This window comes from Rothia sp. CCM 9419 (assembly GCF_048512815.1).
In the GTDB taxonomy this organism is placed as follows: Bacteria; Actinomycetota; Actinomycetes; order Actinomycetales; family Micrococcaceae; genus Rothia.
The window spans coordinates 13,769-28,533 of record NZ_JBLXXY010000009.1 but is presented as its reverse complement, the minus strand read 5'-3'; the positions used below and the strand labels follow the sequence as shown (position 1 = coordinate 28,533).

The following is a 14,765-nucleotide window of genomic DNA, read 5'->3' as shown; positions in this document are numbered from 1 at the left end:
ATCTGAGGTGGAGTTTAGAACTTTCCGTCGTATGCGGGGCGGTTGATGGGGCCTGCATATCCTACGGTGTCGAGTACGTGCCAGTGTCCCATATCGTTGTTGCGGATGACCCAGATGGCTTTGACCCAGCTTTTACCGGAGGAGAACCAACGGTTGTTGAGGTTAAGGTTGAGGCGTCCAATTCCGGTTTTTCCGGAGAACCGTAATTTTTGTGCTTGAACCATGATGGATCCTGAGGGTAGCACGATGTCGGAGCCATTGGGGTTTCCGGTAGAACCGTTGAAAGAGTGGGGGATGACTGCACCAGAAGCATTAACTGGGGCGGACCAGTTGCCGGCGTAGAATCCTGGGGCACTTCCTGATCCGGTGGTGATGGATTGGAAGCGTGCGCTTGCGTTGCCGTAGGTGTTGGTGCGGTTGTAATCGTTGTTGACGGGGACGATATAGCACTGTACGTCGTATCCGTTAGGTCCTGCATCTTCTGCGGAGAGAGCTAGTGAGACTTCGCGTCCCCAGTGCCATGCTCGTCCTTCACCGTTGGATTGGTCAATAAAGGATGCGCAAGGGATGTCTTTGCGCCATGCTCCGTCGGGGCATCCTGCAGGTAGCGTTGGGTATGAGGGGTTTGTGGTTCCGCCGTGTCCACCATGTCCACCATGTCCGCCGGTGCTTCCACCATTGCCATGCCCGTGTCCACCATTGCCATGTCCGTGTCCACCGTGTCCACCGTGTCCATCATGATGGTGGTTACCGTCTCCGGTGCTTCCACCGTGTCCGTGTCCGTGGTGTTCTTCGTCAGCGCCGGTGCTATGGGAGAACGCTGCGGTTGTCGTGATAGCAAGTGCAGGGATTGCTAGGGCTGCGCCTTTAAGAACGATGCGGCGTGATTCTGAGTGAGTCATGCTGTCTTCCTAACATATGTTTTGTGATAGGTGGCGCGATGGTGCGCCCGGTCTTGCTCTAGCGTATGTCAGTTTTTTGTAGAGAAGATATGGAAGAACAGAATTGTAGGGACAAGTGTTTACGCTTGTCCGCTAGGTAGTTGTGTCATATTTCTGATAGTTACGTGATGGTTGGCGCTGGTTCTTATATGGCTTTTCTATAGAGTGAGCTTGTGGGTGGGTAAAGATACCTCGAAGATTAATTGCTGAAAGCGAACAGCTTGCAATGTTTGTTCTATAGAACGCCGGTTTTTAGGGTGTTTTTTGGGTGTACTGAGGTGAATATCCATAAAAATATTGTTAGTTGTATAAATAAAGTTGAGTTAAATAGACTCAACTCTATTGACAAATGGCTCAGAAGTGAGAAACTTAAGACAAGCGCTTATTGAAAAATCCGTTCACGGTGTTCAATAAAGCCAGATACCTAAGAAAACAACATCTATCTCTAAGGAGTGCATAATATGTCACGTGCAGTAGGCATTGACCTCGGTACCACAAACTCAGTCGTTTCAGTTCTTGAAGGTGGCGAACCTGTCGTTATCGCTAACGCAGAGGGCGCACGTACCACACCTTCTATCGTCGCTTTCTCTAAAGATGGCGAAGTTCTTGTCGGTGACGTCGCAAAGCGTCAGGCAGTTACTAACGTCGATCGCACCATCGCTTCTGTAAAGCGTCATATGGGAACTGACTGGACAACCGACATCGACGGTAAAAAATACACCGCTCAAGAAATTTCAGCTCGCACTTTGATGAAACTCAAAGGTGACGCAGAAGCATACCTCAACGACACCGTTACCGACGCTGTCATCACTGTTCCTGCATACTTCAACGACGCAGAACGTCAGGCAACCAAAGAAGCAGGAGAAATTGCTGGACTTAACGTTCTCCGAATCGTCAACGAGCCTACCGCCGCTGCTCTAGCTTACGGTCTGGATAAGGGCAAAGAAGACGAGCTCATCCTCGTATTCGACCTCGGTGGCGGTACCTTCGACGTTTCCTTGCTTGAAGTTGGCAAGGACGAAGACGGATTCTCCACCATTCAGGTGCGTGCAACCTCCGGCGATAACCGACTCGGCGGTGACGACTGGGATCAGCGCATCGTGGACTGGCTGCTCGAACAGGTTAAATCCAAGAGCGGTGCAGATCTCTCGAAAGACAAGATTGCTCTTCAGCGTCTTCGTGAAGCAGCTGAACAAGCAAAGAAAGAACTTTCTTCCGCAACTTCAACCAATATCTCCTTGCAGTATCTTTCTGTCACTCCAGAAGGTCCTATCCACTTGGACGAGAAACTCACTCGCGCAAAGTTCCAGGACATGACTGCTGATTTGATTGAACGCACCAAGAAGCCTTTCAATGACGTCATCAAAGAAGCTGGTGTATCCGTTTCTGACATTGCACACGTTATCCTCGTGGGCGGTTCAACCCGTATGCCAGCAGTAAGCGAAGTTGTTAAAGAACTCACCGGTGGTCGCGAACCTAACAAGGGTGTTAACCCTGATGAGGTTGTTGCTATGGGTGCTGCTATTCAGGCAGGCGTGCTCAAGGGTGACCGCAAAGACGTTCTTCTCATCGACGTAACTCCACTATCTCTTGGTATCGAAACCAAAGGTGGTGTGATGACTAAACTCATCGAACGTAACACCGCAATTCCTACCAAGCGTAGCGAAACCTTCACCACTGCAGAAGACAACCAGCCTTCTGTCTCTATTCAGGTATTCCAAGGTGAACGCGAATTTACTCGCGATAACAAGAACCTCGGTACCTTTGAGCTAACTGGTATTGCTCCTGCACCTCGTGGCGTTCCTCAGATTGAAGTGACCTTCGATATCGACGCAAATGGTATCGTTCACGTATCCGCTAAGGACAAGGGTACCGGCAAGGAACAGTCCATGACCATTACCGGTGGATCTTCCCTCTCTAAGGAAGACATCGACCGCATGGTTAAGGACGCTGAAGCACACGCTGAACAGGATAAGGCTCGTCGTGAGGCTGCAGAAACCCGCAACCAAGCAGAAACTGCTGCATACTCCATCGAGAAGCTCATCAAGGACAACGGCGATAAGCTCCCTGAAGAGGTCAAGACTGAAGTTCAGGCAGATGTCGACGAACTCAAGAAGGCTCTCGAAGGTGAAGATGATGACGCTGTCAAGTCTGCATTTGAGAAATTGCAGGCTAGCCAGAGCAAACTTGGCGAAGCTATCTACGCCGCAGCTCAGGCAGAAGCAACTCAAGAAGGTGCTGCGGAAGCTGACGACGACGTAGTAGACGCCGAAGTCATCGACGACGACAACGAAAAGAAATAAGTGATGTCCGAGAATACTAACGACTCTCAGAACACTGATCCTTTGGAAGAAGCCTTCAACGCTCCTTCTGCACCAGAACACCCAGAGCCACAAGAAGACGCTGGAACAGAACCTCTACCTGAGGACGTTTCAGCAGAAGCTGAGGTCTCTGAAGAAGTAGCTGAAGATTTTGAGCAAGTGGCGCTTGAACGTCTCGAGGATTTGCGTCGGTTACAGGCAGAGTTCACGAACTTCAAGAACCGCAGTGCAAAAGAGAAGGAACAGTTGCGTCAGTTTGTTATCTCTGATGTGGTATCTGCTTTGCTACCAGTCATTGATGATATCGATGCAGCTCGTCAGCATGGTGACCTTGAAGAAGGCCCGTTTGCTGCCATTGCTAATAAGCTAGAGGAAACTCTTGGTAAGCAGGGCATGGAACGTTATGGTGCCGTCGGCGATAAGTTCGACCCGAAGGTTCACGAAGCTGTTCTGCAGCAGCCTTCTGAAGACATTCCAGAAGACCATGTAGCAATGGTGTTGCGCCATGGATATCGTGTGAATGATCGAATTGTGCGAACTGCACAGGTTGCTGTTGCGGCAGCAATGTAAATAGATAAAAGTGTAGGCGGGCTCGAATCGGCGGGTCCGCCTGCACTACACTTAGGGGATTTACTCCTCTGTACCGTACCTGATATGGCAGGAATGTGCCTCTGACAGAGAGGGATTAACTGCCTCTTGTTATATAGATTTTTAAGAGAACTTAAGGAACGCTTTTGAAAGGAGGCGTCAAAACATGGCTAGTGAAAATTGGCTTCATCAAGACTTCTACAAGGTGCTGGGCGTCTCTGAGAAGGCGAGCGATGCTGAAATTAAAAAGGCATATCGAAAATTAGCACGTAAATATCATCCAGATCAGAACCCTGGAGATACTGTAGCTGAGAAAAAATTTAAAGAAGTATCTGAAGCGTATGATGTTCTTTCTGATAAGAAACACCGCGAAGAATACGACCAAATTCGTACGTATGGTGCCGCTGGTTTTGGTGGGGGAGGGTTCCCCGGAGGTTCTGGATTCCCCGGAGGTTTCAGTAGCTCTTCAACCTCTAGCAACGTTAACATCGAAGATTTATTAGGCGGTCTTTTCGGTGGAGGCGGCGGTTTTGGGGGCGCTTCTGCTGGTGGGTTTGGAGGCTTTTCTCAGCCTGCCCCCAAAGGACAAGATGCGCAAACAAGTGTCACCATTTCCTTCGCCGACGCTTACCGAGGAACGACTGCTTCTGTTATTCGTCCAGATGGCTCTGAAGCTAAAGCTCGTATTCCTGCTGGCATTAAAGATGGACAAAAAATTAAGTTGCGCGGTAAAGGACACCCCGGCCCTGGCGGAGCTGGCGATTTGACGGTTGTCGTTAAGGTTCGTAAACATCCTGTCTTTACACGTGAAGGCAATGATGTGATTGTTCATATTCCTATCAGCATTAAAGAAGCTGTTCAAGGAACTATTCTTAGCGTCCCCACCCCTTCTGGTAAGACTGTTAAACTCCGTTTGGCTGCTGGTTCTTCTTCCGGTGTGAAACTTCGTGCTAAAGGCTACGGATTCCCCTCTAAAACTGGAGCAGGTCACCTGATGGTTATTCCAGAAATTCATCTTCCTCAGAATCTTTCTGAACAGGCTCAAGAAGCTTTTGATACGTTCCTTGCTGCTGCAGATGACGATACTGTACGAGACGAATTTCTACGGAAAGCAGCTGAGTAAGTATGGGTTTATCAGCAGATCAGCCGGTTTTTGTTATTTCAGTGGCGGCAGAGCTTGCCGGGATGCACCCTCAAACCTTGCGTCAGTATGACCGTCTGGGTTTAGTTCAGCCTCAGCGTGCGCCGGGACGTGCTCGTCGATACTCAGCACGAGATGTGGCGAAGCTGCAAGAGATTCAGCAGCTATCTCAAGACGGTGTTTCTCTTGAAGGCATTCGCCGTATTATGGGGCTTGAATCTGAAGTAGAGACCTTGCGCTACGAGATAGAGTCTCTACGTCAAGAGCTTGCAACAGCGAAGACCCGATTAGGGGAATCCTCTCGCGTCTTTGCTGCTGGCGTTTCTGGCGACATCGTGAGGGTTCCTCGTGGTAAACGCCCGTCTGCCCACGCTCGTTCTCGAGCCATGGTGCTCTATCAGCCTCGATAACTACATATTTTATGGATGAAGGTTCTGCCGTATCTATTCTTAACAGGTTTGTTCTGTTGAATGGGTACGGCAGATTTTTCTATGCTCTGCTTGTCGTCTTACTTGGTGGACATAGTTGCACATAGTGTTGCCCGTCACGTAAGCTGTGCTTTCAAGCAGTAGCTGTGGTTTCTCTCAATAAGGAACAACGCTACCTGCAACACCACACATCTGCTAGGAAACCGCTCGCAACGGGCGAAAACAACAAGGAACGCATATGAACATCGACGACGTCCTAGGGGCGATTTCCTCTTTTATTTGGGGGCCCTTCGTCCTCATCCCTTTACTTCTAGGTACAGGTATTTATCTGAGTATTCGCCTCGGGTTCATCCAACTGACCAAACTCATTGTGGCGAACCGTCTAGCATTTGTCGATCGTAAAGATGCTGACGCACAAGGTGGAGACATCTCTCAATTTCAGGCGCTAACTACTGCTCTTGCTGCAACAGTTGGTACCGGTAACATCGTAGGCGTAGCAACAGCTATTTCTATTGGCGGTCCAGGTGCTCTCTTCTGGATGTGGGTCACCGCTATTTTTGGTATGGCCTCTAAATACTCTGAGGCGTTTCTTGGTGTACGTTTCCGCACCCACGACTCAAAAGGCGAAGTCAACGGTGGACCACAGTACTACCTTGAACGTGGTATTGGTGGAGCGCTCGGCAAATCTCTTGCAATATTCTTTGCAATCGCTGCGGTAATTGCTTCTTTCGGCATCGGTAACATGACCCAAGGTAATTCAATCGCCGGTAACCTATACACCACTTTTAACGTTCCTGTTGGCTTTACCGGTACAATTTTGGCGCTCTTGACGCTCTTCGTACTCCTCGGAGGCATCAAATCCATTGGTAAAGTTACATCCGCTTTCGTTCCTGTCATGATTATCTTCTACGTCGGTGGTGCTCTATACATTTTAGGAACACACCTAGGGCAGATTCCTGAAGCATTCGCTACAGTCTTTTCAGAGGCATTTACCGGCACTTCTGCTGTAGGCGGTTTTGCAGGTTCAGCACTCATCTACGCAATTCAGTACGGTGTAGCTCGTGGCATTTTCTCGAACGAATCCGGCATGGGTTCTGCTGCTATTGCTGCTTCCGCTGCTCAGACAACTCACCCTGTACGTCAAGGCATGGTCTCCATGACACAGACCTTTATCGACACGATTATTGTGGTGACATGTACCGGCCTCGTTTTGATTATTACCGGTGCTTGGCATCAGAGTGAGAACGGCGAACTAATTTCTGCTTCTACGATGACCAACTGGGCATTTAGCCAAGAAATTGGTCCGATTGGTGGTTGGATCGTCACTATCGGTTTGGTACTTTTTGCGTACTCTACAATTCTAGGGTGGGCATACTACGGGGAACGTTGTATCGAACGTATCTTAGGCCGTTCTGGTGTGCTACCTTATCGTGTATTTTTCTCGGCCATAGTTTTCATCGGATGCACTGTTGAACTAACGACTGTATGGACATTCTCAGATATTGCTAATGGTCTAATGGCTATTCCAAACTTGATTGGTTTGCTCCTTCTCTCAGGTCTGATTGTTCGTGAGACTCGCTGGTATTTGAAGAATGACCCTCACCTGACAGCAACGAAAGAAGAAATTGACCAGTTCATGGAAGGCCATGACGGTGCGATTGATTCTTACGAGAAGACCGGACGCTAAGCGTCTCATTAGCATTATGTAGGTGCACTCCTCAAAGAGCACTCATCAAAGAACGGGGCGGGGCGGAATACAGTTTTGTATTCCGCCCCGCCCCATAACGTAGAGGTGTTCACTGCCGCTTACTCAGAGACATAGCACCTGTTACAAACGTAGTTTAAACCTACCAACATTTTTCATCTATCGACGAATATAGGTCAAATCATGTGCTCCACGGCCAGCTTCGCGAGCCTTACGTTCAAAACTCGTTAACACACGACCCTCCCAGCGCGGTGCCCAACCGCCTTGTGGGTCTTCCTCTGTTGCGCCCTCGCCACGATGCGCATTAACAAAATCGGGGTGCGCGTCGAGCACGTCACGCATTACAATAGCGTATTCTTCCCAGTCAGTTGCTAAACGCCAAGTTGCACCAGGTTTCAACACGCGTGCAACCTTATGGGCAAATTCTGTACTAATAAGACGGCGCTTATGATGACGAGTCTTATGCCAAGGATCAGGGAAAAACACCCACAACTCATCGACAGAAGCTGGTTCTAACATGTTCTCTAAAAGCTCTGGAGCATTAGCCTGCGCTACACGAATATTCTCCGCACCAGCACTTGCCATCTTGCGTAGTAAATCAGCAATACCGGGGGTATACACCTCAACAGCGAGGAAGTTATGCTCAGGAACCTCCTGCGCACGATGAACAATCGCCTCACCGAGACCAGAACCAATTTCTACCACAAGAGGAGCGACCCTGCCATAGACTTCTTCAGCATTAAACTGTGCCTCTGGCGCTACTGACGTATCAGTGAGTAGACGAGGTATCTGCAAAACATGGGTAGGAGCATACTGCTCCCACGCGGTGAGTCTGCGACCTGTGAGCCTATCGCCACGACGAACGAACGAAAGTGGCTGTCGGTGAAACTTCTCAGGAACAGTAGAATCTTCTGCTAGATGTTCGGTGTTTTCGTTATTAGTATGCGTTGTCGTTTCCACGAGTCTCCTCAATCTAGTACGGGCGCGTACGGAAACAAAAGCACCGCCCGAATCTGCCCGAATATGAGCAACCTAATCATCCTAGAGGATAGAGAATGAAGCATGCCAGCAACCCTTAAAACTCAACAAATAAAAAAATGTGATATACAATTCATTATTTTCTCGCAATAATAGGGACTAACAGCCCGCAATAGTGAAGGGTATCCTAGCCTGTCTAAACGGAGAACACCTCAAAACCAGACTAGGATTAACACAAATATCAAAGACCACAAAGGCATGCAGGTCGGCGACACCCTCTCACCCTAGAGAACCATTCAAGACACGTATGCCCATCAAACAATGGAGGCGAGATGCCAGACCAACATCATGGTTCGCATGCTCAAACAGAAAACGAACTACAACGTGGACTCAGCAATAGACATATCCAGCTCATCGCCATCGGCGGAGCTATCGGAACAGGACTCTTCATGGGATCGGGAAAAACCATCTCCCTGACAGGTCCGTCCATTCTCTTTGTCTACATGATTATTGGTACGGCAATTTTCTTCGTCCTCCGCGCCATGGGAGAACTACTCCTCTCAAACCTCAAGTACAAATCATTTTCTGACTTTGCCTCCGACATCCTCGGCCCAGGCGCAGGATTCTTCGTCGGATGGTCCTACTGGTTCACATGGGTCGTTACAGCCGTCGCTGACGTTATCGCCATCACCGGATATTCGCAATACTGGTGGCCACACCTACAACAATGGATACCAGCTATCATCGTCATCGGGTTACTTCTGGCACTGAACCTTCCCAGCGTCAAAAACTTTGGTGAAATAGAATTCTGGTTTGCCCTCATCAAAATAGTCGCCATTTTTGCGCTCATCATCGTAGGTATCTTCATGGTTGCTATCAGCTTTGAACTTCCCAACGGCGACACAGCAAGCGTCACAAACCTCTGGTCAGATGGCGGATTCTTCCCCCACGGCATCGTCGGATTCCTCGGCGCATTCCAAATCGCGCTATTCGCCTTCCTCGGCGCAGAACTTGTCGGAACAGCAGCAGCAGAAACACGCGACCCGCACAAAACACTACCCAAAGCAATCAACGCCGTACCGATTCGTATTATCCTCTTCTACGTACTGACGCTGGCCGTAATCCTGATGGTAACCCCTTGGCAAGACATTGACCCAGCAAAGAGCCCCTTCGTCACCATGTTCAGCCTCGCCGGTTTCGGATTTGCCGCCTCACTGGTCAACTTCGTAGTACTGACTTCTGCAACATCTTCGGCAAACTCTGGTATCTTCTCCACCTCACGTATGATTTACGGACTCGCAGAAGAAGGCTCCGCACCGCGTATCTTCCGTATCCTCAGCCCCGGAGGCGTCCCACGTAACGCACTCTTCCTCACCAGCGTGCTCCTACTTTCCTCCCTCGCGCTGCTGTACTCGGGAGAATCAGTGATTAGCGCCTTTACTCTCGTCACCACTGTTGCCGCAGTACTTGCCATCTTCAACTGGACGATGATCCTCATCTCATACCTCGTCTATCGTAAAAAACACCCAGAACGTCACGAAGCATCCACCTACAAAATGCCAGGAGGTATTCTTGCCTGCTGGATTGTGCTCGCATTCTTCGTCGCAATGGTCATCATCTTGGCATTCTACGATGACACCCGCCAAGCACTCTTCGCCATGCCACTATGGTTCATCCTTCTAGGTATTGGCTGGATGTTCGTCCGTAAGAACCCCACCCACCTCGAACTACAGAAAAAAGCCCAACAGGCACGCACCAAAGACACCTCCTACGAAGAAACCCTCTAAAACCTCAGAAGAGTTCTCACTCAGGGCGAGAGTACAACACCACGCTGTGTTGGCTTTCGCCCTGAGCCTTTAGAACACACGAACATAACAACCGAAAATCCTTGATGAGAAACCAATACCGTTCTTCCACCCACTACCGAACCTACCGACACCGGCAACCTATACGACGCTCTCGCCCCTTCTTCCTCCGGATGAGCACACTCTTCTGGGCGGTGCTCATCGGTGCAGGGATATTTCTCTGGACACAGCACGAAAAAATAGAAGAACTCCTCGGAGCACCAAACGTCCCCGTAGAAACTGGGTTTGCACGTCACTTCGCACAACCCTATTCAACAGCTAGTGAAGTTCTCAAAACTCTCCCCGTACAGCACCCCGCTGGTGCTCGCGGATACTCACGTTCACAATTTGGCCCCTCATGGGAAGATATTGATCGAAACGGTTGCGACCAGCGTAACGACGTCTTAGCTCGAGATTTATCCCATGTAAAATACGCTCGTGGCTGTAAAGTCGCTTCGGGGACGTTTATTGACCCATATACTGCCGAAAGCATTGACTTTCTTCGAGGGGAGAAGACCAGCCCTCTGGTACCTATCGACCATGTTGTTGCACTTTCTAATGCTTGGCAAACTGGTGCCGCAGAACTGCCCCTCGAACAACGTCAGCGTTTAGCGAATGACCCATTGAATCTTCAAGCAACTGGATACGACGTCAATACTGAAAAATCTAATCAAGACGCCTCTCAGTGGTTACCGCAACGAGGATATCGCTGCGAATATGTTGCGCGACAAATATCAGTCAAAGCGATATATCACCTGTGGGTCACGCCCGCCGAGAAACAAGCTATGGAAAACGTGTTAAAAGAGTGCCCGCAACAGCCCGCGTATCGTTCTGGGCTAAAACGTTAAAGCTGCCCACGGAACGCAAAAGGATTATGGTGTAGATACTTCTCCGGGAGGTTCTTGATCCTCAAAATAGAAAAGCTCAGGCTGAGTGTAGTTCAACGCCCATCGCAAGGCATACATGATTTCGTATGTGGCTGACTCTACCTCCGTGAAAGTCTGCCCCCATGAGAAAAGGTCCTCAGACATAGACGCCCAACCATGTTCTTCAAGAACAGCAGCGTCATAGCTTGTTCCACGATAAAAAACAGTGTTTTCAGTAATCAACTCACAAATATAGCCTGAAGGGGAGCGCAGAATAAATAAACGAGGAATCGTCGTATCCTGTTCTTCACTGATCTCTGAAAGATAATACAACCGTATGCTTTGCCCCCAAGGTAGCTCACGAAGTGTGCCACGTAAAGAATTTGTCATACGCTCCCAAGGAGTACTACACGGTAACTGGTTATGCCGTTCTGAAGGAGAATGAACAATACCAATACCATTCTCGTAAAGAGTTTTTAAATCTACCGAACGAGAACGAGAAACTGAGGTTCCTGCTGAATCCTGAGTTTCTCGTGCGGGAACAGTTGAAAGCGAACTTATCTTGAGCGCATCATTAATGAGTCGACGACCGTTTTTAAGACCGTTATACCATGAACCGTATTTGCTACGTACTGTGCCGAGTAATGGTACTCGTCCTAGAGGGTTACGGCTAATAGACCAATTACCATAAACCAACACGGTGGGTTTGCGGTCATATCTGATGCAGTAGCTCAAAAATTCTGCTAGAGCATTTCGAAAATCACGGTCTGTCACGCTGGATGCAGAGACACTAATACCGTAATCCTCTAAATCTGGTGGGCACACTCCTACACGCATCAGCGCTATACTCCAGCTGCCGTCCCCAAGACGGTCTTCAATAATTTGTCGATGAGGCGGCCAGCTACTGACCTCATCGACGATATTACGAGCTTCTTCGGGGACGTTGTCGAAAAAGTCGTCGTAGGAAGCCTCATCAAGGCGGATATAAGGGTTTTCGCTGAGTGCTTTGAGCGCGGCACCGCATTTTCCTAGAATGAGAGATATCGCTTCGGGGCTAACGTTGGCCTTAGCAAATATTCGGGGGATATCTTCCAAAATAATGGGGTCAAGATATGCTGCGGCATACTGAGGGTCTGGTTCCATATCGTGGGTGACCGCCACGGAGTACCATACCGCAGCCGACATCATCACGTTGTTGAGAATATTTTCGGTGCGAGTGTTAAAAGTCCAACGTCGTGAAAAAACTGCGCGACGAATCATATTAGGAGATTCTTCCGGGAAGAGCGTTGCAATTCGATGACAGGCTTCTTCCTTGGACCAGCCAGAATCAGCAAGTTCTTCAATCAACGGCGAGTAGTGAGAGAGAAAACGGTGATAGTCCTCGTTACTTGCCATAATGAGATATTTCCTTAAACTCCGGTATTAGTCTGTGTCGGTAAAAATGTGTACATAGTTTCGTTATCAAAATCTAAACACTCAAGAACAAAACTAACAAATATATATACCCGTATTACTTCAATAAACCAAGATTTTCCATGCCTTATTCGATTGAAAAACGAGAAAAAGACTGAACTAATGAGAAACTAGAAGCTATGGATTCACCTCGAACGGACAGACACAAACTCGAAAAAACGCTCGCTGGTGAACTAGGCGCACCTATTTTCGGTGTCAGAGCCAGCATCCGGCTCCTTGATGAAGGCGCCACCGTTCCTTTTATTGCTAGGTACCGTAAAGAACACACCGGCAATATGAGTGACACACAGCTACGTGAACTCAAAGAACGACTTGAATACCTCAGAGACCTAGAACAGCGTCGCCATAAAATCCTTGAACTCCTTGCTCAACGTGGTGTACTCGAAGAATCTTTACAAGCCTCAGTGCTTGCCGCACGCACAAAAAATGAGCTGGAGTCACTTTACGCCCCCTATAAAATTGCTCGACGAACACGCGCACAATGTGCGCTTGAAGCAGGGCTAGAACCACTTGTCGACGACCTCCTCGAAGTCCCACTAGCAGAGGCAGAACAAATCGCTCAAGCGTATGTTCGCCCATCTCGTACAGAAGAACCAGAAGATACTGCTGTACCAGATGCAAAAACTGCACTTGAGGGGGCTCGCGCCATCCTCGAAGAATACGCGCTATATGACCACGAACTGATGGAACAACTCCGTGAACGCTTATGGTCTCATGGCGTCATTAGCTCACGTGTACTTCCGGCGCACAGAGAGCACGACAGCAAATTTAGCGACTACTTTCACTTTTCTGAACCGCTCAGAAAAATACCTAGCCACCGTGTTCTTGCTTTGATGAGAGCCGAGAAAGAGGGCGTCGTTGAGCTTCGTATAGAAATAGCTCAAACCCCAGAATTTTTAAAACAATCAGGTGAAAGCGACCTCGCAAAACTTCGTGCAAGTAGTGAACGCAACGAACAAGAACGTTATACCTATGAGTCTGCTATCGCTTTTGCGTTAGGTATTCCGGTGCAGGTGCTCAACACTGTCAGCGATGAAGACCGTGTTCTTGGATGGTTGGCATCAACAGTACGTTCTACTTGGAAAAATCGTATTCTCCCTCGCCTTGCAACACAGATAAGGGCTCGTCTGCGAGAACACGCCGAAAAATCTGCTATTGATGTGTTCTCATCAAATCTACGAGACCTACTTTTAGCAGCACCAGCTGGTGAACGTGCTGTACTCGCCTTAGACCCCGGTCTACGCACTGGCGTAAAAGTCGCCGCGTTATCTGCACTTGGGGAGGTGCTCGATACTACTGTTATCTACCCTCATGCCCCTAAAAAACAATGGGCTGAATCGCTGAATACCTTAACTGAACTCGTTAAAGAACATCATCTTGAACTGGTTTCTATTGGTAACGGAACAGCCTCTCGCGACACCGATAAACTTGCCAGCGAATTATTGAGCACCCTTAAAAATGAGGGAATCTCTGTACAAAAAGTTACTGTTTCAGAAGCAGGAGCTTCCGTCTATTCTGCATCTGCTCTAGCAAGCGAAGAACTGCCAGAGCTCGATGTGTCTCTGCGCGGGGCAGTCTCTATCGGACGTCGTCTACAAGACCCTCTTGCTGAGCTTGTTAAAGTAGATCCGCAATCTATTGGCGTAGGTCAATATCAGCATGATATTTCAGCTCATGCGCTACGACGCTCCTTAGACGCAACTGTTGAAGACTGCGTCAACCGTGTAGGTGTATGGGTTAATAGCGCATCCGTTGAATTGCTTTCTCATGTTGCAGGTCTGAACCGTGCGTTAGCTCAAAATATTGTGAACTATCGGCAAGAACATGGTGCTTTCAAAAACCGTCAGGAACTTCTAAACGTCTCTGGAATAGGCCCTAAAACCTTTGAACAAGCTGCCGGCTTTATTCGTATTAGGGGAGGGGACGAACCTCTTGACGTCTCTGCCGTTCACCCTGAGTCTTATGGGTTAGCTCGTCGTCTCCTTCAGGATGCTGGGGTACTTGCAGGTGAAGTGATACCGTCGAGTGTTCGAAAAAAGATGGAATTACAAAAATATTTAGATGAGGGTTTCGGCACTCAAACGCTCAACGATATTTTGGATGAACTCGAAAAGCCCGGCCGTGACCCGCGCCCAACGTTTCGTACTGTGCACTTTACTGAAGGTGTCGAAACCATCCATGACGTCAAAGTCGGCATGATTCTTGGAGGGACAGTATCAAACGTCGCTGGTTTTGGAGCTTTTGTTGATATTGGTGTTCACCAAGACGGACTCATTCACGTCTCACAGATGAGCACAAGCTATGTTCAAGACCCTCACCATATTGTACGTTCTGGCGATATTGTACAAGTCCGTGTTACCCACGTTGATACAAACCGTGGGCGTATAGCGTTATCGTTACTGCTTGAAGACGAACCTTCTATTGCAAAGAAAAATGCTCGACGTCGGCAACGTCGAGCATAAAAACCCAAATAACCTCTA

At 48.7% G+C, this 14,765-nt stretch carries 11 protein-coding genes; 8 read left to right on the top strand and 3 right to left on the bottom strand.

What is annotated here, in order from left to right; all coding sequences use genetic code 11:
- Positions 1–14: 14 nt before the first annotated feature.
- A complete protein-coding gene (locus tag ACN08W_RS07825) occupies positions 15–902 on the bottom strand; it encodes a hypothetical protein (protein ID WP_419107482.1) in 888 nt (295 codons plus the stop codon).
- Between the two features lie 500 nt (positions 903–1,402).
- Here ACN08W_RS07825 and dnaK point away from each other — a divergent pair, with 500 nt between their 5' ends.
- The 5 genes from dnaK to ACN08W_RS07800 all read left to right on the top strand — a co-directional run bounded on the left by dnaK (position 1,403) and on the right by ACN08W_RS07800 (position 7,106).
- Entirely contained in the window at positions 1,403–3,244 is a 1,842-nt protein-coding gene (gene dnaK / locus ACN08W_RS07820) for a molecular chaperone DnaK (protein WP_419103934.1), read from the top strand.
- A gap of 3 nt (positions 3,245–3,247) precedes the next feature.
- The gene (locus ACN08W_RS07815; RefSeq protein ID WP_419109201.1) at positions 3,248–3,832 is read left to right on the top strand and encodes a nucleotide exchange factor GrpE; all 585 of its coding nucleotides are present in this window, start codon (positions 3,248–3,250) and stop codon (positions 3,830–3,832) included.
- 184 nt (positions 3,833–4,016) lie between these two features.
- A complete protein-coding gene (locus ACN08W_RS07810; RefSeq protein WP_419109200.1) occupies positions 4,017–4,973 on the top strand; it encodes a DnaJ C-terminal domain-containing protein in 957 nt (318 codons plus the stop codon).
- 2 nt (positions 4,974–4,975) lie between these two features.
- Positions 4,976–5,401: a heat shock protein transcriptional repressor HspR gene (locus ACN08W_RS07805; RefSeq protein ID WP_419101983.1), complete on the top strand. Its 426-nt coding sequence runs from the start codon at positions 4,976–4,978 to the stop codon at positions 5,399–5,401.
- Between the two features lie 256 nt (positions 5,402–5,657).
- Positions 5,658–7,106, top strand: coding sequence for an alanine/glycine:cation symporter family protein (locus ACN08W_RS07800; RefSeq protein WP_419101984.1), 1,449 nt, complete (start codon positions 5,658–5,660; stop codon positions 7,104–7,106).
- 177 nt (positions 7,107–7,283) lie between these two features.
- Here the strand turns inward: ACN08W_RS07800 and trmB are convergent, their stop codons facing one another.
- Positions 7,284–8,084, bottom strand: a complete 801-nt coding sequence (trmB, locus tag ACN08W_RS07795) for a tRNA (guanosine(46)-N7)-methyltransferase TrmB (RefSeq protein WP_419103419.1) — start codon at positions 8,082–8,084, stop codon at positions 7,284–7,286.
- A gap of 350 nt (positions 8,085–8,434) precedes the next feature.
- Here trmB and ACN08W_RS07790 point away from each other — a divergent pair, with 350 nt between their 5' ends.
- Positions 8,435–9,889, top strand: coding sequence for an amino acid permease (locus ACN08W_RS07790; RefSeq protein ID WP_419103418.1), 1,455 nt, complete (start codon positions 8,435–8,437; stop codon positions 9,887–9,889).
- A 104-nt stretch (positions 9,890–9,993) separates the two neighbouring features.
- Positions 9,994–10,794: an HNH endonuclease family protein gene (locus ACN08W_RS07785; RefSeq protein WP_419109199.1), complete on the top strand. Its 801-nt coding sequence runs from the start codon at positions 9,994–9,996 to the stop codon at positions 10,792–10,794.
- A gap of 24 nt (positions 10,795–10,818) precedes the next feature.
- Here the strand turns inward: ACN08W_RS07785 and ACN08W_RS07780 are convergent, their stop codons facing one another.
- Positions 10,819–12,207 (bottom strand): hypothetical protein, encoded by a 1,389-nt coding sequence (locus ACN08W_RS07780; RefSeq protein WP_419109198.1) that lies wholly within the window; start codon positions 12,205–12,207, stop codon positions 10,819–10,821.
- Between the two features lie 197 nt (positions 12,208–12,404).
- On the opposite strand from ACN08W_RS07780, the gene ACN08W_RS07775 reads away from it, so the two are divergent.
- Entirely contained in the window at positions 12,405–14,747 is a 2,343-nt protein-coding gene (locus ACN08W_RS07775; RefSeq protein WP_419109197.1) for a Tex family protein, read from the top strand.
- Positions 14,748–14,765 lie beyond the last annotated feature (18 nt).